The organism is Acinetobacter sp. GW821-FHT01E09 (assembly GCF_059422385.1).
This window is the reverse complement of the sequence record NZ_JBWKWU010000001.1, coordinates 966,575-993,567: the sequence shown is the minus strand read 5'-3', so window position 1 is coordinate 993,567 and position 26,993 is coordinate 966,575. Positions and strand designations below refer to the sequence as shown.

General features: G+C 37.2%; 25 protein-coding genes. 13 read left to right on the top strand and 12 right to left on the bottom strand.

The window, feature by feature from the left end:
- Window positions 1-101: 101 nt before the first annotated feature.
- The gene (locus AC07U8_RS04530) at window positions 102-1,088 is read right to left on the bottom strand and encodes a patatin-like phospholipase family protein (RefSeq protein ID WP_004819441.1); all 987 of its coding nucleotides are present in this window, start codon (window positions 1,086-1,088) and stop codon (window positions 102-104) included.
- Window positions 1,089-1,225: 137 nt separating this feature from the next.
- Between AC07U8_RS04530 and chrA the strand changes: the two genes are divergently transcribed.
- Window positions 1,226-2,434, top strand: coding sequence for a chromate efflux transporter (chrA, locus tag AC07U8_RS04525; RefSeq protein ID WP_494737400.1), 1,209 nt, complete (start codon window positions 1,226-1,228; stop codon window positions 2,432-2,434).
- Between the two features lie 37 nt (window positions 2,435-2,471).
- Here the strand turns inward: chrA and gltS are convergent, their stop codons facing one another.
- The gene (gene gltS, locus AC07U8_RS04520) at window positions 2,472-3,707 is read right to left on the bottom strand and encodes a sodium/glutamate symporter (RefSeq protein ID WP_004819437.1); all 1,236 of its coding nucleotides are present in this window, start codon (window positions 3,705-3,707) and stop codon (window positions 2,472-2,474) included.
- Between the two features lie 548 nt (window positions 3,708-4,255).
- A complete protein-coding gene (locus AC07U8_RS04515) occupies window positions 4,256-5,500 on the bottom strand; it encodes a DcaP family trimeric outer membrane transporter (RefSeq protein WP_034610928.1) in 1,245 nt (414 codons plus the stop codon).
- A 418-nt stretch (window positions 5,501-5,918) separates the two neighbouring features.
- On the opposite strand from AC07U8_RS04515, the gene AC07U8_RS04510 reads away from it, so the two are divergent.
- The 6 genes from AC07U8_RS04510 to AC07U8_RS04485 all read left to right on the top strand — a co-directional run bounded on the left by AC07U8_RS04510 (window position 5,919) and on the right by AC07U8_RS04485 (window position 11,802).
- A complete protein-coding gene (locus tag AC07U8_RS04510; protein ID WP_004819434.1) occupies window positions 5,919-6,623 on the top strand; it encodes a nitroreductase in 705 nt (234 codons plus the stop codon).
- Between the two features lie 583 nt (window positions 6,624-7,206).
- Window positions 7,207-8,100 carry a phosphoribosyltransferase family protein gene (locus tag AC07U8_RS04505; RefSeq protein WP_494737399.1) on the top strand — a complete coding sequence of 298 codons (894 nt, stop codon included), beginning with the start codon at window positions 7,207-7,209 and terminating at the stop codon, window positions 8,098-8,100.
- Window positions 8,101-8,118: 18 nt separating this feature from the next.
- Entirely contained in the window at window positions 8,119-9,615 is a 1,497-nt protein-coding gene (locus tag AC07U8_RS04500; protein WP_244015228.1) for a nicotinate phosphoribosyltransferase, read from the top strand.
- A gap of 162 nt (window positions 9,616-9,777) precedes the next feature.
- Window positions 9,778-10,518: an ADPR responsive transcriptional repressor NtrR gene (ntrR, locus tag AC07U8_RS04495; RefSeq protein ID WP_419312459.1), complete on the top strand. Its 741-nt coding sequence runs from the start codon at window positions 9,778-9,780 to the stop codon at window positions 10,516-10,518.
- Window positions 10,519-10,549: 31 nt separating this feature from the next.
- Window positions 10,550-11,212, top strand: coding sequence for a DUF2625 domain-containing protein (locus AC07U8_RS04490; RefSeq protein WP_419263260.1), 663 nt, complete (start codon window positions 10,550-10,552; stop codon window positions 11,210-11,212).
- Window positions 11,213-11,229: 17 nt separating this feature from the next.
- Window positions 11,230-11,802, top strand: a complete 573-nt coding sequence (locus tag AC07U8_RS04485; protein ID WP_419312462.1) for a hypothetical protein — start codon at window positions 11,230-11,232, stop codon at window positions 11,800-11,802.
- 40 nt (window positions 11,803-11,842) lie between these two features.
- Here AC07U8_RS04485 and AC07U8_RS04480 read toward each other — a convergent pair whose 3' ends face one another.
- Window positions 11,843-12,472, bottom strand: coding sequence for a hypothetical protein (locus AC07U8_RS04480; protein ID WP_494737398.1), 630 nt, complete (start codon window positions 12,470-12,472; stop codon window positions 11,843-11,845).
- A gap of 106 nt (window positions 12,473-12,578) precedes the next feature.
- On the opposite strand from AC07U8_RS04480, the gene AC07U8_RS04475 reads away from it, so the two are divergent.
- The 3 genes from AC07U8_RS04475 to AC07U8_RS04465 all read left to right on the top strand — a co-directional run bounded on the left by AC07U8_RS04475 (window position 12,579) and on the right by AC07U8_RS04465 (window position 18,026).
- Window positions 12,579-12,956 (top strand): VOC family protein, encoded by a 378-nt coding sequence (locus AC07U8_RS04475; protein ID WP_004722716.1) that lies wholly within the window; start codon window positions 12,579-12,581, stop codon window positions 12,954-12,956.
- Between the two features lie 210 nt (window positions 12,957-13,166).
- On the top strand, window positions 13,167-14,420 hold the full coding sequence (locus tag AC07U8_RS04470) for an exonuclease SbcCD subunit D (protein ID WP_494737397.1): 1,254 nt from the start codon (window positions 13,167-13,169) through the stop codon (window positions 14,418-14,420).
- A 9-nt stretch (window positions 14,421-14,429) separates the two neighbouring features.
- Window positions 14,430-18,026, top strand: coding sequence for an AAA family ATPase (locus AC07U8_RS04465; protein ID WP_494737396.1), 3,597 nt, complete (start codon window positions 14,430-14,432; stop codon window positions 18,024-18,026).
- Between the two features lie 46 nt (window positions 18,027-18,072).
- Here AC07U8_RS04465 and AC07U8_RS04460 read toward each other — a convergent pair whose 3' ends face one another.
- The 6 genes from AC07U8_RS04460 to AC07U8_RS04435 all read right to left on the bottom strand — a co-directional run bounded on the left by AC07U8_RS04460 (window position 18,073) and on the right by AC07U8_RS04435 (window position 23,240).
- A complete protein-coding gene (locus AC07U8_RS04460; RefSeq protein ID WP_004819412.1) occupies window positions 18,073-18,471 on the bottom strand; it encodes a hypothetical protein in 399 nt (132 codons plus the stop codon).
- A 101-nt stretch (window positions 18,472-18,572) separates the two neighbouring features.
- Complete coding sequence (locus AC07U8_RS04455) at window positions 18,573-19,328, bottom strand: hypothetical protein (protein WP_419305887.1); 756 nt, start codon at window positions 19,326-19,328, stop codon at window positions 18,573-18,575.
- Window positions 19,329-19,495: 167 nt separating this feature from the next.
- Window positions 19,496-20,287 carry a hypothetical protein gene (locus AC07U8_RS04450; protein ID WP_004819408.1) on the bottom strand — a complete coding sequence of 264 codons (792 nt, stop codon included), beginning with the start codon at window positions 20,285-20,287 and terminating at the stop codon, window positions 19,496-19,498.
- 296 nt (window positions 20,288-20,583) lie between these two features.
- Window positions 20,584-21,387, bottom strand: coding sequence for a thioesterase family protein (locus tag AC07U8_RS04445; RefSeq protein WP_419312467.1), 804 nt, complete (start codon window positions 21,385-21,387; stop codon window positions 20,584-20,586).
- A 204-nt stretch (window positions 21,388-21,591) separates the two neighbouring features.
- Window positions 21,592-22,425, bottom strand: coding sequence for an undecaprenyl-diphosphate phosphatase (locus tag AC07U8_RS04440; protein WP_494737395.1), 834 nt, complete (start codon window positions 22,423-22,425; stop codon window positions 21,592-21,594).
- Between the two features lie 122 nt (window positions 22,426-22,547).
- Complete coding sequence (locus AC07U8_RS04435; RefSeq protein ID WP_314338260.1) at window positions 22,548-23,240, bottom strand: YggS family pyridoxal phosphate-dependent enzyme; 693 nt, start codon at window positions 23,238-23,240, stop codon at window positions 22,548-22,550.
- 123 nt (window positions 23,241-23,363) lie between these two features.
- Between AC07U8_RS04435 and AC07U8_RS04430 the strand changes: the two genes are divergently transcribed.
- Both AC07U8_RS04430 and AC07U8_RS04425 read left to right on the top strand, forming a co-directional pair.
- Entirely contained in the window at window positions 23,364-24,401 is a 1,038-nt protein-coding gene (locus AC07U8_RS04430; RefSeq protein WP_004722735.1) for a type IV pilus twitching motility protein PilT, read from the top strand.
- A gap of 25 nt (window positions 24,402-24,426) precedes the next feature.
- Window positions 24,427-25,545 (top strand): PilT/PilU family type 4a pilus ATPase, encoded by a 1,119-nt coding sequence (locus AC07U8_RS04425; RefSeq protein WP_004722736.1) that lies wholly within the window; start codon window positions 24,427-24,429, stop codon window positions 25,543-25,545.
- Between the two features lie 80 nt (window positions 25,546-25,625).
- Here AC07U8_RS04425 and fur read toward each other — a convergent pair whose 3' ends face one another.
- A complete protein-coding gene (fur, locus tag AC07U8_RS04420) occupies window positions 25,626-26,063 on the bottom strand; it encodes a ferric iron uptake transcriptional regulator (RefSeq protein WP_004722737.1) in 438 nt (145 codons plus the stop codon).
- Window positions 26,064-26,175: 112 nt separating this feature from the next.
- Between fur and AC07U8_RS04415 the strand changes: the two genes are divergently transcribed.
- Window positions 26,176-26,574, top strand: coding sequence for an outer membrane protein assembly factor BamE (locus tag AC07U8_RS04415; protein WP_004722739.1), 399 nt, complete (start codon window positions 26,176-26,178; stop codon window positions 26,572-26,574).
- An 84-nt stretch (window positions 26,575-26,658) separates the two neighbouring features.
- On the opposite strand, the gene AC07U8_RS04410 is transcribed toward AC07U8_RS04415, so the two are convergent.
- Window positions 26,659-26,979 (bottom strand): RnfH family protein, encoded by a 321-nt coding sequence (locus AC07U8_RS04410; RefSeq protein ID WP_004722741.1) that lies wholly within the window; start codon window positions 26,977-26,979, stop codon window positions 26,659-26,661.
- Between the last annotated feature and the right edge of the window lie 14 nt (window positions 26,980-26,993).

Below are 26,993 nucleotides of genomic sequence, written 5' to 3'. Positions count from 1 at the left end.
ATTTAAATAAACAGATGACCGCTATAGCACATCATGCTTATTCAAATAATCATACAGTGATAAAAGTATAATATTTTTAAATGGATCTATTACGATTGATCTTAGTTTTGAACTTGATATTGCTGCTGAGCAGTTTCAAGACTTTTCTTACTGGCAATAACCACATCTAGATCATGCATACGTTGATTGGCTGCATCAATTCCAGCTTGCATGGTATCCTGACGGCCTTTTACATCAAAAATATGCGCTTTTTCGCGTAAATCTGGCTGAATCACAATATCTGCATTTTTTAATTCTTCTGCTGCTAATCGATTTTGCATGATATTGATATTTTGGTTAAACAGCCCCCAGACATTCGTGGTTTCAGTATTAACAGGTTGTGCCAATATATCCACTGCAATCACGATATCTGCACCTAATTCTTTGGCGATATTCACGGGTACGGGGCTAACCAAGCCACCGTCAACATATTCCTTACCTTTAATTTTTGTGGGAATAAACATACTTGGAATAGATACAGAAGCTCTTACAGCTTGCCCAGTATTGCCATAATTAAAAATTGTTTTTTCACCATTTTGTAATTCTGTAGCAACCACATACATCGGGATCTTCATCTTTTCCAAAGGCATTTGATCGATTTGCTTATTGACATAATCCTCAACTTTTTGCCCGTCAAAAAAACCTTTCATCCCAATTTTAAAATCGCGTACATCACCCACTTTCATATTGAGTGCAATTTGACGTAATTGTTCAGGCGATTTCCCACTGGCATAAATTGAACCAACGATACTTCCCGCACTTGTTCCAACAATAAAATCAGGCTTAATACCATGTTGTTCCAGCACTTCGATTACACCAATGTGGGCATAACCACGCGCGCCCCCACTGCCTAAAACCAAAGCAATCACAGGCTTTTTCTTTGACAATTGTTTGTATTGATAAAAAGTATTGTCCAATCGTGAAGTAGCTTCTAAAACCTGTTGGGTTGCTAAGCTACTGGCTTGAGATTTTTTTTCGGGTGAATGTGCGCATGCAGTTAGCAATAAACCACAAAACAAAGCAGCTAAGGTTTTATTTAACAATGACATATACTCTCAGATCATGGCACAATCTAAATTCGCATGTATCTAAGCATAATTTGCAATGATTTGCTGTTGTATTTATTTATTCTGTCATGATTTTCGATTAGATTATAAAAATCAGTATCTAAAATAATCCTAAAAATATGCCCACACTTTTTGAAATTTTTTGGATTTTTTTAAAATTAGGCTGTAGCAGCTTTGGTGGTCCAGCCGCACATTTAGTGTACTTTAAACAGGCTTTTGTAGAGAAAAAGCATTGGTTAAATGAGCAGCAATATGCTCAACTGCTTGCACTTACCCAACTACTCCCAGGCCCAAGTAGTAGTCAAATGGGTATGGCTATCGGCTATTTACAACATCGACATTTAGGTGCAATTATGGCTTGGATTGGGTTTACCCTTCCTTCAGCATTGCTAATGTTTGGCTTAGCACGATTCATTCAGCAGCATTCAGCTTTTAATTTAGCCTTATTTTCAACAATCCACTCGATCATCTTGGCAATTATTGTCTTTGCTTTTTTACAGATGTTTAAAAACTATTGTAAAACCAAACTACATTTTGCCTTAATGCTTGTTAGTACTGGGTTGCTCCTGCTGTTTTCCAATGCTTGGATACAACTTGTGATTATTCTCGGTACTGGTTGTTTAGCCGTTTTAATGACGCGATTTGCATATATTCAAAAGGATTCAAATAATCTTGCTATCGAAAAACAACATATAAATTTTAATACATTACCAACCGCTCATCGTCTTCACTCAATCTGGTTGATTGGCTTTATTTTAATCTTTTTCGCCTTGTGCTTGGCAATGCTTTTTTCCAACAAGCTGTTCTTTCAAGCCAGTTTTAGTTTTTATAAAACAGGCGCTTTGGTCTTTGGTGGTGGCCATGTGGTTCTTCCTATGCTGCACCAAGACCTTGTCAATACAGGGCTAATCAGTAAACAAGATTTTGAATTAGGCTACACACTTGCGCAATTTATGCCAGGACCACTGTTTAGCTTTGCCAGTTATCTTGGTGCATATTTGCCCCTTACAGCTTTTCCCATTGTTAATGCGGCCATAACAACACTGTTGATCTTTCTACCTTCTTTTTTCTTTGTTTTTTTAGCTTTGCCTTACTGGTCTAAGCAACTTGAAAACCGTTATATTGAAAATTCTGTAATGCTCATCAATGCCGCAGTTGTTGGATTTATCCTGTCTGTGATCGTCCCCATGCTACAAAAAACCATGGGCAGTCCATTAGATATCCTCACAGCCTGTTTAATGCTATTGAGTTTAAAACTTAAAATTTCAATTTTTATCAGTATTCCTAGTCTTTTATTTATTCATTATGCTTTGCTGAATTTCATTTAAAAAGCCAGTGATATCACTGGCTTTTTAAATCTAAAGATTAAGCGATAAATTTTAGAATTAATTGAATCACTGTTGCATTAATTAAGTCGACAAAAAAAGCACCACAAAGCGGAACAATCAAAAATGCTTTATGTGAAGGACCGTACATATTGGTAATGGCCTGCATATTTGCAACAGCTGTTGGTGTTGCACCCATACCAAAACCACAATGCCCTGCAGCCAATACCGCTGCATCGTAATTTTTCCCCATTACACGGAATGTCACGAAAGCAGCATATAAAGCCATCGTTAATGTTTGTGCACTCAGAATAATCACCAATGGCCCTGCTAAATCTGCTAACTGCCAAAGTTTTAATGAAAGTAAAGCCATCGCTAGATAAAGTGACAGTGCTGCATTACCAAACACATCGATCGCACGATCAAACATTTTAACTCTTAAAATGCCTTCAAGCACATTTCGAAGAATAACACCGCCAGCGAGCGCCCAAACAAATGTTGGCAGCTCAAACCATTGTCCTTTACTGTAACCTGTCATAAATTCAGCAAAAGCCAAACATGCTGCAAAAAGTCCCAATGTAGTAATCGCATTATCTGCAGTAATCAAACGGACTTGATGTGGATATTCAAAGGGAACATATTCACCAAGATCAGAAACGGCTTGCTGATTGGTCTCATCCACTTCTTTTTGTGTCTTTGGATTAGATAACTGATAACGGTTAATCAGTAGCTTGGCCAATGGACCACCGATGATTCCACCAATAATTAAACCAAAGGTTGCACTTGCCATACCCAATGCTAATGCACCTTGAATACCATGCTGGGTTTCTAAAATCTCACCCCAAGCACCTGCTGTACCATGTCCACCTGTGAGGGTAATTGAACCCGCAATCAAACCAATCAGCGGGTCTAGACCCATGGCCGTTGCCAACCCAATCCCAACAAAGTCTTGTACGACAATAAATGAGGCAACACAAATTAAAAAAACGACTAAACCAAAACCGCCTTCTTTTAATTTTGCAAAGTTTGCACTTAAACCAATCGAAGCGAAAAATACCAACATGAAACTGGTTTGCAATTCACTACTTGTGGTAATGCTATAGCCCCAGAAATTATGAATGAGTAAAGATAAAATTGCGGCAACAAGTCCCCCAGCAACAGGTTCTGGAATATTATATTTACGGAGAAAATCAATCTTATTGACCAGGAAACGACCCAATAACAATACGATGACCGCTGCAATCAACGTATAGAAGGCATTAAAAGAAAATTCCATAAGTAATTGTCCATTCTTTGGCTAGATTTTTTGTTGTATAGATATAGAAATGCTATTCCATAGTAGCAGACTTAAAATCACTCAGATTTAGTGATTACCTAATTGCCTGATATATACAACAAAAAATTAAAATAAAACGCAGATTTTCAACATTGAAAATCAAAAAGGCTTATCGCGATAAATACATTAGCGATTAGATATAAACAGAATTGCAATGCTGCAAAAATTTAGAAAAGAAAATGGTCATGATGTTACTCCTATTATTGATAAAAGATCATTTCATCAAACAATGAGAAATACAGTCCTCATAAGTCATTCGCTTTACAAGAACAGGCCAAAACAGGTCATTTATCTATACGATAATATGAACATAGAAAAAAAGTGGGTTAATTATGCATTTTTTTAAGCAAATGTCTTATGTTTTTACAATATTATTCATTATTTGAAATGATATTGATTTGATGATTATTTTTGACATGAATACTCAAGCATTAAAAAACCGAGGATCATTCCTCGGCCTTTTGGATCAATAAATTTCTAAGTTGGAATTAGAAATTGTATTTCGCCATTAAACCTACACGGTTATCTTTATAAGATTGACCCGCGAAAGTTTCACGCTTACCGTTGATATACTCGATACCTAAATCAATCGGTTTCGCTGGAGAATAGATCACGTTTAACCAAGCTTGTTGAATTTTTTCATTTGCAGTTTGGTTTGCTTTGGCAAAATCTGTACCGTTGTCAGCAAACAATGCACCATACGCTAAAGTTGAACGTAAGTTAGGTAAGATTTTATATGTCCCACCCACTTGAAGCGCAGTGAATTCATTCTGTTCAATATCACCATTTACCACAGAATATGCATTGTTACTTCCGTATAAGTAGTTGCTATTACCAACCACATAAGATGCATCAGCAAAAAGTTTTAAAGGATCAGCAACTTTAAAGTCTGTACCAACTGCAACACCCCAACCAGTCTTATCTTTGCCAACATTGTTATCTTTATAGTTTTCCACTAAAACACGTGCAGATGCATTACCGTTGCCATCAGCATATGATTGTGTAATTTTACCTGTTAACACAGGAAGACTATATTTAACTGCTGTACCTGTAACTCCAGTACTATTACCCTCTTCAGCAGCAACTAATAATTTTGTAGTCGGTGCCAAATTGTATGCATAACGTACTTGTGGAATACGTGTAGTACCGCCACCTGCGTTAGTTGCAAAGTCAATCATTTCTGGCGCATGGCTAGATAGGAAGTTAGATGTTGTTTGACCAAATAACCAGTTGTTATAGGTTAAATAAGCATGACGAATACGAAGGTTTTCATTTACACCATTACCAGCAAAGTCAACTTCAACTTTACCACCAACTTTAGCATCGCCTACTGGTGTATTAAAATCTAAACCGATACGTGTTGTTTTTGCTGTAGCACGGAGTTTATCTTTCGCTTCGCCATTGGTTGAACTGATTTTGTTGAAGTCGTCATCACCGCCTTCAATGATATAGTTCGCATCACCACGAACAAAACCATAAATATTGATATCTGCACCAGACTTAGACTTTAAGCCAACTGAAGAAGAAGATGGCGCTGCTTGAACTTTAGATTCAACTAATCTTACTTGCTGCTGTTGCTGTTGAAGAAGTGCTTTTAATTCTTGAACTTCATTGCGTAATTGTTGAATCTCTTGACTGTCAGTAGCAGCTTGAGCTGTATTTACCATCAAAGCTGTTACTGTTAACGCTAAACTTTTGACGATCAATGACTTACGATTTGTGAATAGACTCATGAAATACTCCTAGCCTTATTTATGATGTGCATCCGTACAATTTGATCTTTTAACCCCAATACTTTGCTAAAAAATCAATTTTTCTTGTTTTCTTCAGTAGTTTCTCAAACACCACATAAAAAAAACTTTGCACATATATGCTTGCTATTAAATTATGAAAGCGTTGAAACTAAGTTAAAACCCAAAAGTAACAATTTGTGTATAATTCTTACACCTTTGTAATCTAGCGTAACTCAACCCCTTTATTAAATCAGTTTTATCGAATAATACTTTAATTTCAATTCTTTTTTCAGATTAGTATTTCTATAATCATTATATAATCTAGGGCTTAGCTAAAGTTTCAAAAAATGAATATTACGCCTCTACGACTATCGTATATAGTCTATTTGATGAAAAATTAGACCAATAAAGGACTTTTATGTTTTTAGAACAGGTTCAAGTGATAGATCAAGCAATTACAAGCCGTCATTCAGTACGTGCATTTTTGGATAAACCTATCGATTTATCTATTATTAAAGATATTTTAAAAGTTGCCTGTCGTGCGCCATCAGGAGCAAATACCCAGCCGTGGAAAGTATATGTCGTCACTGGTAACAAACGGCAAGAAATGATTGACCGTGTATGTGCTGCTCAAATCGAATTATTTACCCGACCAGAACTTGCCGAACAGCATACTGCGAGCTTTTCATACTACCCAACCACTTGGATTTCTCCATTTATTGATCGTCGTCGTGAAAATGGTTGGGGGCTGTATGGACTTTTGGCGATTCAAAAAAGCGAAAAAGAAAAAATGGCGGCACAACATTTAAGAAATTATCAGCTTTTTGATGCACCTGTTGTGCTGTATTTTACTGTAAATAAAATCATGGGAACTGGCGCTAAAATGGACATTTCCATGATGGTGCAAAACGTCATGATTGCAGCCAAAGCACGAGGTATAGACAGTTGTCCTCAAGCTGCATGGAATCATTTTCATCGTATTGTCTTAGAGGTACTCAATGCGCCTGATGATGAGGAGTTAGTCTGTGCGGTTGTATTGGGCTATGCCGATCCAGATCATATTGTAAATACATTTATTACCCCGCGTGAACCTGTTGAAAGCTTTACCGTGTTCTTGGATTAGAACGACTTTATTTAACTGCCTTCAATAATTTAAGTCATTTTAAAATATTTTTATTCGGCTTCTTTCAAAAGCCCTTTTTAAAACTGAGTTCAACATAAAAGTTCCTCATTCTAACCTTCTCGAAAGGTGGAGAAGGAACTTTCAATACCAATATGATTTAATCCACAGGAGCATTTTTTGATTTTTAAAAGATCTATTGTTCTGTATCAGTTGAACATGAATATTTCAACGAATGAATCATCCCCCCTGCCTTGTTAAAGTGCATGTTTTCTTATAGTAAGGGCTTTTTATCGTAGCTGTCTTTATATAGCTATCGTCTTTTAGCGATCCCCTGCTGTTTCTTACATAATAAATGTCTAGGGATTAAAACTGTTAAATCTCGAATAATAGACAGCATTAAAAAATCAGCACGCTCTCACGCACTAAATATTACAAAATAAAACAATAACTTAAATAAAAACCCAATCAAAAAACATCTAAGACTCAGGTTTGTAATCTTTTGTAAAGTAATATTGATAATTAAATAGGCTTTATGACACTATATATGTATTGGCAATAAGCCACCTTTATAGGTATAAGCAACATGTCTATCCAAGTCAAAGATTCAAACAACAATATTATCCCTATTCAAAATATCCAGTTTGCGGGTGGTGAACGACATGTTCAAATTTCAGCAGATACGTTAAAAACGTTGAAAGGGCAAATTCAGATTCAAGCCAAAATCAGTAACACGCAAAATTTGATGGATTACTTGTTAATTGAAAATGTATTACTCAATCAAGGTTTAGAAATTGATTTAGAAATCCCCTATTTTCCATACGCACGCCAAGATCGAATCTGTGCGATGGGACAGGCATTCTCATTAGAACTGATGACAAAATTATTAAATATCAATACTGAGCAATTTCCACAACAACGTAAATCAATCAAAGTTTGGGATGCACATAGTTGTGTTACTGAAAAACTTTTAAATGAAAACACCCATTTTTTTGAGATTGAGAATGTTCAACCAAGTGAAATCATTCTGCAAAATTCAAAGTTACAAGACATTTTAATTGCTCAAGACACCGTTTTAATCTGTCCAGATGCAGGTGCAAAACAACGGACCAAAACGATTGCCAAAGTCATCAATAGCTTAAGAGATCACGAAATCGAAATGGTCTACTGTGAAAAAAAACGTGATGCCATCACAGGAAAAATTCAGAATGCTCAAGTCAATGCAACTGATTTAACGGGCAAAACAGCTGTGATCACGGACGATATTTGTGATGGTGGTGCAACTTTTATTGGTATTGCACAAGAGTTAAAAAAATTAAATTGCCAACATGTGATTTTGTATGTGACTCACGGGATCTTTAGTAAAGGTATGCACGTATTTGAAGGCTTGGTTGACCAAATTTTTACCACGACGAGCTTTCCACAAACTGAACACCCAAATCTAAACGTCATTTCATTTAGTCGTTTCAATTCATTTTAATTATTTTGGAGAATAAGAATGAGCTTAAAAATCAATCCACTGAATGCAATTGACTTTTATAAAGCAGATCACAGACGCCAGTACCCTGTTGGCACAGAATATGTTTATGCCAATTTCACGCCACGTTCTTCTCGTTTAGCAAAAATGTTGCCTGACTTCGACGATAAAATCGTGTTCTTTGGCTTACAAGGCTTTATCAAACACTTTTTGATTGAGACTTGGAATGAAGGTTTTTTCCAACAAGATAAGGCAAAAGTCATTGCTAGATATAAACGTAGAATGGATAACGCATTGGGTGACGGTGCAGTACCAGTCGATCATATCGAAGCTTTATATGACTTAGGCTATTTACCAATCCGAATCAAGGCGCTAGAAGAAGGCAGCCGTGTCAATATAAAAGTACCTGTACTCACGATTGTAAATACCCTGCCTGAGTTCTTTTGGTTAACCAACTACTTAGAAACAGTACTCAGTGCTGAATTATGGAAAAGTTGTACGACAGCAACGATTGCATTTGAATACAAACGCTTACTGACAGCATATGCGATTAAAACAGGTGCACCTTTAGACTTCGTTGCTGTACAAGGCCATGATTTTAGTAGTCGCGGCATGAGTGGGATTTATGATGCCACACAAAATGGTGTAGGACATTTAACCAGCTTTATCGGTACAGACGCGGTTTCAGCGATTGATTATGCAGAAGAATATTACGATGCAGACGGCATTGTAGGTGTTTCGGTTCCAGCAACTGAACATAGTGTGATGTGTATGGGCAGTGAAGACAACGAAATTGAAACTTTTAGACGTTTAATCACTGAGCTTTATCCATCAGGTGTGGTCAGTATCGTATCGGATACTTGGGATTTTTGGCGAGTGATTACAGAATTTACTGTGGAGTTAAAAGACGAAATTCTAGCTCGCCAGCCAAATGCCTTAGGTTTGGCTAAATTGGTTTTCCGTCCTGACTCTGGTGATCCTGTAAAAATCATTTGCGGTGACCCAGAGGCTGAAATGGGCAGTCCAGCTTATAAAGGCGCTGTGCAATGTTTATGGGAAATCTTTGGTGGAACCGAAACAGATCAAGGCTATAAAGTTTTAAATGAGCGTGTTGGTTTGATTTATGGTGACTCGATTACTTTGGAACGCGCTTTAAATATTGTTCAAGGGCTGGAAGCGAAGGGCTTTGCTTCAAATAATCTGGTCTTTGGCATCGGTAGTTATACTTATAACTATTTAACGCGTGACACATTTGGTTTTGCAGTTAAAGCCACTTGGGGACAAGTCAACGGTGTTCCACGTGAATTATTTAAAGATCCGATCACTGATTCTGGTATAAAGAAATCTGCCAAAGGTTTACTTCGTGTAGAAAAAACTGAAGATGGATTTGTGTTATTTGATCAGCAAACCATGGAACAAGAGCAACAAGGTGAGTTAAAAACGGTGTTTGAAAATGGGCAATTGATTCGAGCGTGTCGTTTGAATGAAATTCGGGAACGCTTGGCAAATCAGTTATAACAGCTATTTGTAGAAACCTTGCTTTTATAGCAAGGTTTCTACGCTTAGAGTACGCCATTATCCATCTCATTTTTACTAAACATATTTTCTACTTGGCGAATCTCTTCCACCCTGCAATAATTCTATTTACCTTTGACTTCATAAAAGCAAGTGAGCCTTACAGTGACCTTTAACTCTGAACAGGAATTTCTCTCTAACTATAATAAAAAGGACTATGAATCCCCATTACTTACAGTGGATATGGCGATTTTTTCTGTTGATGCGGGTCAACTACAGGTTTTATTGATTAAACGTTCTAATTTCCCACAAAAAGATAAATGGGCACTCCCAGGTGGTTTTGTCAATTTGTCTAAAGATCAAGATTTGATGGCAACTGCACATCGTAAATTGGTTGAAAAAACTGGACTTCAATCACCGCATTTGGAACAAGTTGCGACGGTTGGCAATGCAACACGTGATCCTCGTGGGTGGGCTGTAACAGCTTTATATTTTGCCCTGATTGATTTCAAAGCGTTTCAACAGATTGCCTCTGAACAAAATGAATATAGCGAGTGGGTTTCAATTGCTGAGGCAAAAAAATTAGACTTGGCTTTTGATCATTTACAGCTTTTAGATATAGCTGTTGACCGTTTAAGTAGTAAAGCACGTTATACAGCCTTACCGGTCAGTTTGATGCCTAAACTGTTTACTTTGACTGAGTTACAGCAGATTTATGAAATTATTTTGGGACAAAGCTTAGAAAAGAAGTCATTTAGACGGCGTATGATTGAAGCTGGCGCAGTTGAGGAAACAAACCAAACTAAAATTGCGGGCAAACGTCCTGCTCAATTGTATAAGTTTGCGCTAGAAAGTTATGATTTCCATTTTCCTCGAATTTTAGAGTACCCGAGGGAAACCACTTAAGCCCTTTGTATTATTTGGATAACAGCAAACAATGAAAACTTTAGAACAATTAATCAATATTGAAGATTCAGGCTGGATATTGGTACAAGAATGGATGACTCAAGCCACCAACCATATTGAAGTTTTACCCAAGAACAAATTAAGAGCTGAACAAGAGTTACTGAACATTCAAGTCACAACACGTTCACCTATGGGTTCAATTATTTATGAAACAGGTGGAATACTGATTGATCATGGATGGTTGAGAATTTTAGCTTCAGGACATCCAAAATTAGATCGTGGTATTACTGAATGGAATCATCATAAAACGTTTCATCAATCTGATCAGGAGCTAACCTATCTACTGATTGCTGATGATGTTTTAGGGGGTTACTTTGCTATCAATAATGGAAAATTAGGTGAAGCAATTGGAAAGATTTACTATTTTGCCCCAGATACATTGGTATGGGAAAATCTTGATGTGAGCTATTCAGAATTTTTGACTTGGGCATTCAATGGAGATATTGCTCAGTTTTATCAAGTATTCCGTTGGCAAAACTGGCAGACAGATCTTCAAAGTCTCAATGGCAACCAAGTCTTTAGTTTTATGCCCATGTTATTTACCAAAGAAGGTAAGGATATCGAACAAGTGGATAAAAAAATTATTCCTATTTCTGAAAGTTATGATTTTCATTTTGCACCGACTTTAAAATAACTGAGAGCAGCAAATCCGTGAGCAATCATCTAAAGTTAATCCGAGCTTTTCCTAAAGCTCTATTAGATGATGTTTTAGTAATATCAAAATACTTAGAAAGTAAAAAAATAAAAATTCATGAAAGCTCTCAATGCGAAGTGTTGATTCATCACGAACATATCGTTGTACCATCAAGGATCTATATAACTCAGTTACAATGTATTGAGTTTCATAATTTTTCTTTAACACAACGTCAAATTCTATGGTGTATTCTTACTCGCCATCACAATGGTTTTGTTCGGCAAAGAGCGCTCGAAAGACTCCTTAAAACTGACCTTACAAGTTTTATGATCCCTTTCATTTTTCAGTTATTGGGTGAATATGTTCAAGAAATTTTAGAGGCCATTGAACCGATTCTAGATACAAATAATCAAGGACTTTTTGCAGCATTTATGCTGCAAAATCCAAAATATGACCAAACGACTCAAAGTAGAATTGTCAGCTATTGGAATGAGTATTATCGAATTAAATATCCAAATTTTAACGATTTTATTGGTTATAAAATTTTAAATAAGCTTAAAAGCTTTGTCTTAACTTATCGACATCACTAAATCACTTCACATCGACTTCTAACTGCCGTTTCAATTTCATTTATTGATTTCCAAAAATAACGACATAAGTTCCTATTTTTATTTTTTCCTCTAAACAACAAACCAGTTTTTCTAAAAAACTCATCACTTTGCTCTCGTTAAAATGCAGATCTTTAATTTTTAAGATAATGTCTTGTATGGCATTTTGATCAAAATAGTTATCTGAACAAGGATCAAAACTACACTCAAATTCATTTCTCAGTGGGCTAAACAACGGAAATAAAGATCTAAATATTTTAATGACATAAGCAAAATCATCTTGCGGAATAAAATAAGTTCTATTGCCTTTATTTTGTATCCTCTCTAAGTTTTCATCTTCTGCCCAAATAAAGAAACCCACTTTATCAACATATTTTAGATTTTCATCTATGCTCAATTTGATTGTGCGTTGATTAAATTCATTAATTTTTTGAATGATTTTTTCAAGATTGTGATGATATCTCGGATCATCATAATACTCTTGAGCAAGCTCTGCCTCACAATCTGTTGCTGCACAAATTTTTTCAATATTCTGCTGATGATAAACTTGTATGCAATGTTCTATTGCATCATATTGTTTTAATAAAGCACAAGCATCTGCGATTGAAATGGTAATTTTTGTGCGTAATTCATGCAATTTTTCTTTATCCATAACACACCACTTTTAATTGCCTCATTCTTTTATTTTCAATATTTATACATCACAACTTTGCAAATTCTATTATCTTAATCAAAACATTTAAAATTGGACAATAACAATGAACGCACTAAGCTACTTTGAAATTCAGTCTTCAAACCCTGAACGTGAAGTTAAATTTTATCATGAAGTTTTCGGTTGGAAATTTAGTAAAGTTGAAGGTCTACCCATTCAATATTTTCAAATTGAAACAGCCAACATACATGGTGGCTTATTGGAGCGTCCAGCTCAAACACCACCCACCCATTGCGGAACCAATGCTTTTACCTGTTCCTTTGAAGTTGAAGATTTTGATACAACTGCTGAAAAGATTTTAGCTTTGGGTGGGCAAGTAGCAATGGAGAAATTTGCTATTCCCAATAAATGTTGGCAAGGTTATTTTTTAGATGCAGATCATAATACCTTTGGATTAGTCCAAGTTGATCCCAATGCAAAATAAGCTTGATTGATTAAAAATCTAAATGAATGTTTGAGAAAAAAACTGTCTATATTCTGCTGCATGAAACAGTTGAAATTAAAAGATAGTGAAAAATTTTTAAGAATTTTTATAAAAAATACAGATCATATTAAGTGATTAAGGCCTGACAGCTGATTTAAGCATTCAATTTGTGCTACCTTAATTTTAAATTCTGTAAGGCTTATCCAACTAATGACTGTACGCTTTCTTCATACTTCAGACTGGCATCTGGGACAATTCTTCTATAACCATTCTCGCCAGTATGAACATGAGCAATTTTTAGCGTGGTTATTAGCTCAAATCAAAGAAAAGCAACCCCATGCCCTATTAATTGCAGGTGATATATTCGATGTCATCAATCCTGCATCTGCTGCGCAGAAACAACTCTATCAATTCCTAGCCAATGCACATCAGCTTGCTCCACATATGCAAACCTTAATGATTGCAGGTAATCATGATTCAGGTTATCGCATTGAACAAGTTGAGCCTCTGCTTGAAAAATATCACGCCAAAACAGTCGGTGTGATTCATAAAAACGAGCTTGGTCAAATTGATTTAGATCGTTTACTGATTCCAATTTATGACGAACAAAAAAATATTATTGCTTGGTGCCTAAGCTTACCGTTTCTGCGCCCAGCCGAAATCACTGGCTTTAATGAACAAACCAATAACAGTCAAAATGCCATTGCCTATTTACATCAACAGGTGATTTCTGAAGCACGAAAAAGAAAGACAGAGAATCAAGCACTCATTCTAATGTCACATGCCCATATGCAAGGTGGAGAAACCTCTGATTCTGAACGGCCTATTATCATTGGCAATGAGGAAGCACTTTCTACCACATTGTTTGAAGATAGCATTGATTATGTTGCACTCGGGCATTTACATAAACCGCAAAAAGTTGGTCAGGAACATATCCGTTATAGTGGTTCACCTATCCCATTATCCTTTAGTGAAATCAACTATAAACACCAAATTGTCGACGTTAATATTGACCCACTTAAAACAGATGAGTCACGGGTTTCATTTGAAAGTGTATTTATTCCCCGTAGTGTACAACTGCATAAAATTAAAGGGGAATTGAACGAAGTTTTAGCCAAATTAAAAGCATTAGCAAGCGGTGAAATTGAAAATATTGACCAGCGTGAATATGTCGATATTGAATACCATACCGATGTTCCACCTCCGCCCAATTTGCGCCAACAATTTGAAGATGCCTTGCCTAAAAGCCGTTACCGCTTAGTTCGCATCTCAAGACAATACTTCACATCAGAAAAAAATAGCGATGAAATTACATCAATCAATTTAGAACCACCAACACCAGAAAAACTCTTTCAACAACTTTGGGAAAAAAATGGCTATACCAATGATGATGCAGTCTTGAAAGACTTTTTAAGCTTATTACAAGAAGCCGAAAAAACGCTTGAAAATCAACATGACGCATAGGAGTTTGCTGTGAAAATTTTATCTATACGACTCAAAAATCTCGCGTCTCTTTCTGGTGAACATTTTATAGATTTTGAATCTGAACCATTAGCTTCAGCAGGTTTAGTGGCGATTGTTGGAAAAACAGGGGCAGGAAAATCAACCATTTTGGATGCCATGTGCCTTGCTCTGTTTAATAAAATCCCACGTTTAAAAGACAGTGATGGTAAATTACAGGATGTTGATGGCTCTGAACTTTTAACCAACTCACCACTGACTGTACTACGCCGTGGTACCGCACACGGCTTTGCTGAATTATGTTTTGTAGCACAAGATCAAAAGCATTATTTGGCACGCTGGGAACTTAAACGTTCCCGTGAAAAAGCAGATGGAAAACTACAAAGTGTCCAACGCTATTTAAAATGCTTAACTGATGGAACAGTAATAGCAGATAAAGCCAAAGCCGTTGAATCAGCAATTTATAAAATTACCCAACTGAGTTTTGAGCAATTTACCCGTGCAGTTCTTTTGGCACAGTCCGAAGTTACAGCCTTTTTAAAAGCACGTGACAATGAACGTGGTGAATTACTTGAGTATTTAACCAATTCATCCATTTTTGGAAAAGTCGGCCAATTGGCCTATGAAAAAACTAAATTGGTGGCATCAAAACGTAAGGAATTGGAAAATCTTCTCGGCCATATTGAACTTCTCTCTGAGGAAGATGCCGCTGAATTACACATACAATTCCAACACATCAATCGAGACTATAAAAAGCTTGAAGATGAAAAATCGCAACTTGAAAAACAGCAGCAATGGTTTGAGCGTAAACAAAAACTGAATGATGAAATTGTCGTTAAGCAACAGTTGCTTGACACACAGTTACAGACGCAACAAGGCTTAATCCCTGAGCGTGAACGTTTAAATCGTTTAGAAATATTCTCAGAGATTCGCTCTAGTATTTTTCAAAAGCAACAACTGATAAAAACCGAACAGCAACTCGCACCACAAATTCAAAAACAACAACAGCTTTTTGATACATTACAGGTTCAATTTGACACTGAACAGACCCGTTTTATCCAAACTGAAAGTGCTTTAAATGTTCAACAAAATTTCGAAAACACCCATCGTGAGTCTTTGAGTGAAGTACGAAAATGTATTCAGGAACGGGATTTTATTGGGGTCGAATTTAAGAAAATTCAGACCAGATTAAATGATTTAGAATCGTCTAAAACCCCACTACTCAATCAACAACAACAACTTGAACATCATATTCAGCAGATTACAGAAAAACGAAATATTTTAAATCAGCAACTTGCAGACACTCAACAGTTCTCAAGTTTGGATAAAGGTTTAACTGCACATGTGCAACAGTTAACTCAATTTATTCAGTACTATCAGTCTATTGAAAATCAATTAGGAAATGTATCTCAGGCTGAAACGAAATTAATTGAGCAAAAAACACAATTACAAGACTCAATTCATCAATTTGGAACTGCGGAGCAACTTGAAACTCAGCTTGAACAAACGCGTCAACAACGTGAATTTAAACTAAGCCAACTCAACCAATTGGCGACGTTACAGCAAAAATTAGCCCAGTTTTTTGAATTAAAGATTGAATCTCAGCAGCTTAATGACCGATTGAAACGTTGCTCAGCGCAATTTCAACAACTTGAAAAAACCACAATACAGACTGAACAAGATTTCCAAACAGCTAAACAAGCTCGCTTAAAACTGCAAGAGGTTTTACAACAGCAACGCTTATTACATGCTGAAAATGTAGAACATTTAAGAGCTGAATTAGTAGATGGTCAAGCTTGTGTTGTTTGTGGAAGCACAACTCATCCCTATCACCTTGATGATTCTGCTGTATCTAAAGTACTGTTTGAGTTACAACAGCAACAGGAACAACAAGCCACGCTCAAAGAACAAGAAACCTTTAACCTTTGGCAAGCGGCTCAACAAGACTTGACCAAATTGAGTGTCGAACAGCAACAGCTTAAGACCACTCTTCAAAATGTGACTGAAAAAATAAACGTCATACAACAGCTGTGTATTGAACAAGGTCAATCAGCTCAAATCCCGCTGAACTTAACTCAGACACAATCTGAAATTAAGCAACAATTGGAGCAACTTACCCAGCAATATCAGTTTGAGATTCAACAATTGGAAGCACAATCTAAGCAAGGGATTCAAAGCATCAAAATTCAGCAACAATTAAGTCAAAGCATTCAACACACTGAACATTTATTGCAAAATGCCAATAACCTACACAATCAGGTTCAGCATATTGTCAGTTGCTTAGCTGATCGTGAAAAAAATGCATGGCAACAATATAGTATCACCACAGCACAACATATCTTGAGCCAATTAAATACACGTACACAACAGCTTGAACAGCTTGAGTTATTGTCGAAACAGCATGATCAATATCTACAGCAACTCAATACAGCTCAACTCAATATAGCGAATGCAACCAAACAAATTTCTGAAACTGCCCATAGCTTGAACGAGATAAAACTGAAAGGGCAACAAAACACAGAATTGGCAAATCAACTCATTCAAAATATGACAGGATTAACCGAAGTTAAACCGAATGAATGGTTAACGCAGTATGAGCATGAATATCAGAAAATTCAGACGCTTTACCAACAACAGAAACAAAGCTTTAATCAATTACGCAATCAATTTGAGCAAGAAAAAAGTCAGCTCGAACAACTCAAAGCCCAGCAACAACACAATCAGAATAACCTCATTCAAGTGAATCAGGATATTCAGCAATGGCTCACTCAGCATTCAGCTTTTCAGCCTGATGATTTAGAGCACTTGGCTCAAATCACGGCGGTACAAGAACAACAGATCCGCCAACAACTGCAACATGCTGAACGAATGTTAAATGAAGCCAACTCAGCACTTAACACCATACAAGAGCAATTAACCGAACATAAGCTTCATCAACCTGAAATTGATTTTGAACAGCTACAACAATTGATTTTGGATAATGCGAATACGCTGAAAACCCAATTTGAAATCCGTGATCAGTTAAAACTCAAACTTGAATTGCATCAGCAAAATGTTGCTAAGCAAAAGCAATTTGCTGATCAGATTCAACAAGTACAACAGGAAGAACATCGCTGGGGCAAGATTTCAGGCTTAATGGGAGATGCGACCGGTAAGAAATTCCGTGATTATGCACAACAGTATAATCTGGATATTTTACTCGAACACGCCAACCAACAATTGGCGATGTTGTCTCAACGTTATACCTTAAAACGATTAGATAATTCGCTCAGCCTTGCCATCATTGACCATGATATGGACGGTGAAACCCGTTCTGTTGCCTCACTTTCAGGGGGTGAGTCATTCTTGACTGCCCTTGCCTTGTCTTTGGCAATTGCCAATATGGCATCAGGTTCAATGAAAATTGAATCTCTCTTTATCGATGAAGGTTTTGGTACATTAGATGCATCTTCTTTACATATGGTCATGAATGCATTAGATCAATTGCAGAATCAAGGGCGTAAAGTTGTATTGATTTCACATATACAGGAAATGCATGAACGTATTCCTGTGCAAATTCAGGTGCGTCCTTTAGGGGCGGGTGCAAGTATGATTGATGTGGTGAGTTAAAATAAATGAGGAGGAGCGCCTCCTCTAAAACCTAAATTCAACGCATTTATTTATGTTCTAAATACGCTTGCTTAGCTTGATCACAAATTTCTTTTTTATCACTTAAGCCTTGTGTGGCTTCTGCTAAAGTTTCATCAAATGTCGTATCAAACTGCTTATAGTCACGATCATATTGAGCCTTATATTTTTGATTATTTTTCATAGCAGTGATCGAGCTTTGTATCGCGACACACATAGGATAAAGCTCAGATTTGTCCTGTATTTGAGTTACGCGTTCAGTTATTTCTTCAATTTTACCAAGGATCGTATCAAAGTTTTCTTGAAATTTGGCATAACTGGGCTGAGGTGTAATAAGGGTTTTATATTGATCTTCAATAGGATTTGCAAATACTTGCATAGATACCATGCCCATTAAGATTACAGTGCATATTTTAAGTAATTTCATTGTATTAAAACTCTTTATAGTTTTCATTTAATTTCATTAAGTTTAAAAATAATAGGCATTCTTTATTTTAAGAATGCCTATTATCATTATAAATGAATAAATTAACGATCTGCTGGAAATGCATTTGGTGGAGGTGCATATTTATTCACGGGTTTAGCCTCATCTTCTGGTGCTTCCAACTCATATAAAACCGTACCAATTACACCAGCATTCTGAATGGAACCATTCTCTGAGTTCGCAGCATACGCATCTTTAGGCTTACTAAAAGTAAAGGAAGCAACAGCAGATTCACTCTTACGGAAACCTTCAATTTTCAAAGAATCATGTGCATGTAAGACATAACCAGAATTACTTCGGGACGCCTCACTGCCATCTATGACATCTACACCATCAACACTGGCAACCACTTCAAAGGTTTTCGCTGTGTTATTTTCATACTGAAGTTGATAGCTTTGCCCTTCACGCCCTGACAAATAGTAGCTTTGTCCAACACGATACATTGGAATTCGGTTTCCACGATCATCTACAACAGAAAAACTCACTTTTCCTGCGGCAATAGAAATTGAATTGACCGTTTTACCTTTGTAGTTCTTATCTGCATATTGCACGATAGTTTCAGCAAGAGGTGAATCAGATTTACGCTTTAACTGCACTTCAGTCACATGGGAATCAATTTCATCGCCCCACTTTGTGCCTAACTTTTCATCAGCTGCAACTTGATTGTTGGTTGCTTCAGCAGCAGCATCTGCACTGGTCGCTTCGGTTTGGGATTGTGATGCGCTTTCATCTGATTTTTTCGAACATGCAGCTAGAAAAATACACAACAAAAGGCAGAGAAATATATTTATATTTTTCATTATAAAACCTATTTTAAAGTTTATAAGTTACGTAGATTATTATCAAAGTCATAATATCGTAGCTGTTTTGACTGCGCTATTTTTAAATTATTGCAATTATGTAACATTATAACATCTCAAAAAATAAGAGGGATAATGTGATCCCTCTCACTTCTTAATATTTTTAATTAATCCGCAGGAAAGGCATTTGGTGCAGGCGCATAAGTATCCTTAGATTTTTTGGGTAGATCGTATTTAGGGGCTTTTAACTCATACACCACTGTACCAATCACACCAGTATTTTGAATAGAACCACTGGCAGAGTTGGCGGCATAGGCATCATTCGGCTTACTAAAAATAAATGAAGCTACAGATGAGTTACTTTTTCTAAAACCTTCAATCGCAAATGAGCTATAAGGTCTTAACACATAACCACTATTTGAACGTGAAGCTTTACTTCCATTGAGAACATCTAGGCCATCGACACTTGCAACAACTTCAAAGGTTTGGCTACTGGTATTGGCATAACGCAATTGATAGGTTTGTCCATCACGGGCAGAGAGATAATAACGCTCGCCATCACGATATAGCGGTAAAATTCGCCCACGATCATCCACAACAGAAAAGCTAATTTTTCCAGCGGCTAAAGAAATGCTGTTAATACTGCGTCCTGAAAATTGCTTACTGGCATAACGAATTTGAGTTTCATCAATAGGATGACTACTCAAACGTTTTAAATCAACTTGAGTCACATATGAACTTACGTCATCTCCCCATTTCGTTCCCAAACGCTCTTCTGACTTTACTCGATTTTGGTTGGAAATAGGCGCTGGTGCAGCTTTAGCTGTTGCTGAGGTAGGTGATGGTGCAGATTCGATTTCTTGCGAAGTAGCATCCTGCGTTGAAGAATATTTTGCAGTACTACAAGCGCTGATTAAAGCACAAAGACATAACCATAATAATAGTTTGGATTTATACATATTCTATTTCCAGTTTTTAAATCTTATTCAAATCAGTATAGTCAAATTGACGATCATATTACATCTAGAATTGTTGAGTATATTTTAAAAAAGTTAACTGAATAGTTTGCCTTAAAGTAAATTCCAAATGCTTAAACGGATACTTATCAGCTTCATTTTACCTGTACATAGAATTGTTTTTTATAGTGATTTATCTTAGCCAATGTGAAAAATCTAATTACTATTCAAAAGAATAAATATCAATACAAATCAAAAAACTGTATGTAGAAATACAGTTTTTGATTTCATACCAGCAACTACTCAACGTGTACAGGTCTTAGAGTTAAAATCTGTTCACTACGTCCGAATGGTCCATAAATATCATGTAAGACGGAACTGGTTAAACCAATACCATCTTCACCATACTGTTGTACGGTTTCTAAACCTAACCATTGACCTTGGGGCAAACGATATAAATGAATTTGTAAATCTAAGTTTGGAAAGCCCCAATTAAAAGGAGGTGTTTGTCTCGCCACGACACCATTTGCAGTATCGACCATTCCCATTAACTTCACAAATGCCGATGTCGGTTGACCTTCAACCATATCCAAAGTATTGCTAAGCCATACAATACCAGCTCCCTGTCGACGTTGCTCAGTCCTTGCTTCAATCGAATGAATATATCCACCAGGCCACTGACGTATTTCATGCCAAATCGGTAACTGTTCAGGCGTTCCAATAGATTGATCCTCTAAACCTGCAACACTTTGACTATTGCTGGTCATCATGCGCCAAGTTCTCGCCACAATACTTATTTTACCTTGTGTAACCATTTCGGATTCAATCAGTTCAATGGTCTTGCCAGCACGAATTACTTTTGTCCGAATATAAAATTCGCCACCCGCGATTAATCCAAGAATATCTAAACTTATACGACCAATTCGAACATCATTTCGAGGTGAAAACTGCTCTAATTCAGCACAAATAACCCCTGTCGCTGGTGCCATATGTTGCTCATGCGCATTCCAAGCCCCTTGAGCATGATGTGTCGATTGATAATGTGCAGTCACTACACCCTTCTCATCGATATGACGCTGAATCAATTGATAATATGCAGACATAAACTTCCCTATCACTCTTAAAAATCATTCGCTATACATATAATCCCGCATTATTTTTGTACTCAACTTAAGCAAAGAAGTCTAATACTAATAGGAAAAATGACCCTTAGCGTTCAATATTTTACACAGGATTGAACGCTTAGATTTAAAGTGAGATATTGAAAAGAGTGATATATTGAAAAGTCAGTGTTTGAAAGCCTAGATTTAACCAATGAGTAAAACGACGCCAGAGAAAATCAGACAATAAATACCAAAGAAATGCCAACGACCATGTTCAAGCCAACTCGATAGCCATTTTAAAGCAACAAGACCTGCAATAAAGCTAAACAGCATCCCAAACATACTGGGTAAAAGCAGTTGAGCTAAATGGATATTTTGAAAATTCTCGGCATGTAGCAATCGATAAAGCTCTTTTACAATCACCGCCGGGGTTAACACCACTGCCAAGGCAAAACTAAACTCTTCCGCTTTTTGGCGAGCAACACCTAAAAATAATCCTGTTGAAATTGTTGCACCTGAACGTGAAAAACCACGAAACGGCAAGCATAAAGCCTGAACAGCGCCAATCCATGCCGCACTTTTCACCGTCATATCACCAACCTGTCCACGATCTAATCGAGAGGATAAAATAATCAATACACCAGCAGAAGCTAAAGCAGCAGCCATTAATTTTGAGTTGCTAAACAATTGCTCAATTTCAAAGTGGCTTGCCCCAGCAAAAAAAACATGTTTGATCATCGATTGCAGTGCCAATCCGAGTACGCCCGTGATGCCTGTTGCAACAATCACAAACCATGCTTGTTTTTTAAAGCGATCCCATGACGAAAAATAGGTTGTGCGCCAAGACTTCCAAAAATACACAATGACCGCAAACATGGTTCCTGTATGTAGCATCACCAATAAAAACGTCATATCAGGCGCTGATGGGTCAAAACCCATCAATTTTTCAGCCACAATCACATGCGCTGAACTGGATACAGGCAGCAGTTCTGCAAACCCTTGTATGATGGCAAGAATAAGTACATGAAAAATAGTCATCAACAATCTCAATGGATTAGAATTATTGATGTCTTATACGTTTACAGCATTAAATCTAAATTAAATTAAACTTAAACCCAGCGAAAATTAACTCAGCCTTCTCGCCGATTTCGCTACAACCTTTAACGCTGATTTGAATAATCTCGTGCACCAAACAAAGCTGTCCCAATACGTACCATGGTTGACCCTGCGGCAATGGCTTCCACCATATCTCCAGACATCCCCATGCTTAACGTATCCCAATCTTCAGCATGCGCATGATGAACTTTAACCTGATCAAACAATTGCTTTGCATCACTAAATGCTTGCGGATGATCAGGTGCAGGAATCACCATTAAACCACGCAACTTTAAATTCTTTAATTGACTGATTTGTTTCACCAGATCTGCAACTTCATCAGGCTGACAACCGTCTTTACTGTCTTGTGCATCAATATTGACTTGCAAGCAAATATTTAATGGCGTTTGAGTCGCTTCTCGTTGATTTGAGAGACGCTCTGCAATGATAAAACGATCAACACCATGCACCCACGCAAACTTTTCAGCAAGATGCTTGGTTTTATTGCGCTGTACATGACCAATGAAATGCCATTCGATCTCTAAATCTGTTAAATCTTCAATTTTTTCCAGCGCTTCTTGTAAATAATTTTCCCCAAAAGCACGCTGCCCCGTAGCATACATTTCTTTTAATAACGTACTTGGATGTGTTTTGGAAACTGCCAACAACTGTACCTGACTCACATCTCGATTTGCAGCCAAACAGGCCTGCTGAATTTGCGCGAGTACATGATTTCGGGCTTGATTTAGATCATTCATTGACAAGGTTCTCATTTCATAAAAATTTCAGCTTCCAAGCAATGAAATTGTTGGTTATGCTGAGTGAAAGGCCTTATTATTCTACAAAATAATTAAGCAAATAGGTTTTTATTCGGGGACATTATGGATATTACAGAATTATTGGCGTTTTCCGTCAAAAACGGTGCATCTGACTTACACCTTTCAGCAGGTATGCCACCGATGATTCGTGTCGATGGTGAGGTCCGTCGTATCAATTTACCAGCATTGGAACATAAAGAAGTTCACAGACTGGTTTATGACATCATGAATGATAAACAACGTCGTGATTTTGAAGAACAATTAGAAACTGACTTCTCATTTGAAGTTCCAGGTATTGCCCGTTTCCGTGTCAACGCATTCAATCAAAACCGTGGTGCGGGTGCTGTATTTCGTACCATTCCTTCTAAAGTATTGACCATGGAAGATTTAGGTTTAGGACAAATCTTTAAAGATCTTTGTGAATTACCCCGTGGTTTGATCCTTGTAACAGGTCCAACAGGTTCTGGTAAATCAACCACATTGGCCTCTATGATTGACTTTATTAACGACAGTCGCTATGACCATATTTTAACGGTCGAAGATCCAATCGAATTTGTACACCAATCTAAAAAATGTCTCATCAACCAGCGTGAAGTGCATCGTGATACACATGGCTTTAATGAAGCGCTACGTTCTGCGTTACGTGAAGACCCTGACATTATCTTGGTTGGTGAGATGCGTGACCTTGAAACCATTCGCCTTGCTTTAACAGCAGCAGAAACAGGTCACTTGGTTTTCGGTACACTACACACCACATCAGCGGCAAAAACCATTGACCGTGTGATTGACGTATTCCCAGCTGAAGAAAAAGACATGGTCCGTGCCATGCTGTCAGAATCATTACAAGCGGTTATTTCACAAACCCTCCTGAAAAAGAATGGTGGCGGACGAGTTGCAGCACACGAAATCATGATCGGTATTCCTGCAATTCGTAACTTAATCCGTGAAAACAAAGTTGCACAGATGTATTCAGCAATTCAAACCGGTGCAAACTATGGTATGACCACATTGGATCAGAGTTTAAAAACACTGGTCGCCAAAGGTGTTATTAGTCCTCAAGTTGCAAGAAATGTAGCAAAACAACCAGAATCATTCTTATAAAATGGATTATTGAGGTTTAAAAAAGATGGACTTTAATGACTTGCTCAACATGATGATTGAGCAAAAAGCATCAGACTTATTTATTACCGCCGATGTTGAACCATCAATGAAAATTAATGGTCAAATTGTTCCTGTGGTAAAAACCAAGTTAAACGGCGAAATTATTATGCAATTGCTTAACTCTATTATGAGTGAAAAGCAGCGTAAAGAATTTGCTGAGACCCGTGAATGTAACTTTGCCATTACCAATCGCGATAAAACTGCGCGTTTCCGTGTCAGCGCTTTTCAACAACGTGATATGCCTGGAATGGTTTTGCGTCGTATTGAAACTCAAATTCCGACTATGGATGAGCTTAAATTGCCGCCTATCCTTAAAGATCTCGCAATGACCAAACGTGGGATCATTATCTTTGTTGGTGCAACAGGGACAGGTAAATCAACTTCGCTTGCATCCATCATTGGTTATCGTAATCAAAATTCTAAAGGTCATATCATCACCATAGAAGACCCAATTGAATTTGTACACGAACATGCAGGATGTATTATTACCCAACGTGAAGTCGGAATTGATACAGATTCTTTTGAAATTGCGCTTAAGAATACTTTGCGTCAAGCACCAGATGTGATCTTGATTGGTGAGATCCGCTCTCGTGAAACCATGGACTATGCCATCGCTTTTGCTGAAACAGGTCACTTAGTCTTTGCCACACTACATGCCAACAATGCTAACCAAGCAATTGACCGGATTATTCACTTCTTTGAGTCTGACCGTCATAGCCAGTTGTTTATGGATCTATCACTTAACCTCAAGGCCATGGTTGCACAACAATTGATTCCAACCCCAGACGGTAATTCTCGTCGTGCTGCAATTGAAATTCTCATCAACTCACCCTTAGTTTCAGACTTAATCCGTAAAGGTGATGTCCATGAAATTAAGGATTTGATGAAGCGTTCTCGTGAATTGGGTATGCAGACGTTTGACCAAGCTTTATTTGACCTCTATAAAGCAGGACAAATTACCTATAAAGACGCACTTAAACATGCCGACTCTCCAAATGATTTACGTCTACAAATCAAATTGGATGAAGAAGGTGGTGCACAGCTACTCAATTCAAATAGCAAACTCACCTTTGATGGACAGTAGTTCAAAAGAAAAAAATAAGCTGATATAAAAAGAGGGGGGCTTGGTTAAGCCCCCTCTTCATTTGTTGTATTTATGTGATTCTAGCGCTTACGATAAGCTTCCTGACATGCAGGTTCATCACAATAACCGTACAGATTCAAAGAATGTCCAGTCAATTGAAAGCCGTGTTTCTCAGCTACCGAATGTTGCTCATGCTCGATGGTTTCATTAGTAAATTCAACGACTTTGTTACAATTTTGACAAACCAAATGATCATGATGATCTTCTTGCATAATTTCAAAAACAGAATGATTGTTTTCGAAATGATGGCGCTGGATAATTCCAGCAGCTTCAAATTGTGTTAACACACGATATACGGTCGCTAGACCGACATCTTCACCTTGTTCGAGTAATGTTTTATAAATGTCTTCCGCGCTCAAGTGGTGTTGTCTTGAATTTTCTAATAATTCCAAAATCTTGATTCGTGGTAGGGTAACTTTAAGTCCAGCTTTGCGTAAATCTTGATTTGAAATAGGCATATAAAAAGGTCTCTCAACAAATTTTAAGTTGGAATATGCAACAGAGTTGAGATGCAGTATGATCTATCCTTGGATCAATTGCATCATAATTAATTTGGGATAGTGTAGCAAAATGCAAAAAATCATGCTGACGTTATTCGTCGCTTCTTTACTTGGTGGTTGTTCTGTATTTGGAGTATACAAAGTCGATATTCCTCAGGGAACACCGTTAACCCAAGCTCAAGCTTCAAAAATTCAAGTCGGTATGACCTACCAACAAGTACAATTCTTGTTGGGTAGCCCAACAGTCTCAGATCCATTGAATCCAGGACGATGGGATTACATTTACAACTATATCCCAGGAACTTACGCGAAAAAAGCGAAGATTCCCGCAGCACATGGCCAACATTTAAAGGTTTATTTTGATCAATCAGGTGTCGTAAACAAAATTGAAGGTTTAGAAACCATTCCTGAGTCTCAACCTGGTTTACCTGCTTCTAAAGAAGCAATATTGAATGCGCCCCCACTATAGACACTTTGCGATAAAAAGAAACCCCTCAATGAGGGGTTTTTCATATGCATTCAATTGTTTAAAGCGATTATTGTAAATAACGCCTTATTTAAATAACAATTGTTGATAGCGATTGCCGCGGCAGTAACGTCCGACAGGATTTGCTTTTGCGCGATTGCGACGAATATCTTTTGGATTAATCGTTAAAGCTCTATAAATTTCAACACGATCACCTGCTTGTAGCAAATGCGATTGCGCTTTTATTTTCACTCCAAAAATACCAAAACTAAAATTTTCAGGCAATTCTACTTGTTGCGCCAATCCACTTTGCGCAATTGCATCGGCAATCGTCATGCCTTGAGAAAATTGTAACTCAATGTGAAATTGTTGCTTTTCGGCAGCATATGCCACCCAAATCTTTGCCACGAGAATCACCTGAC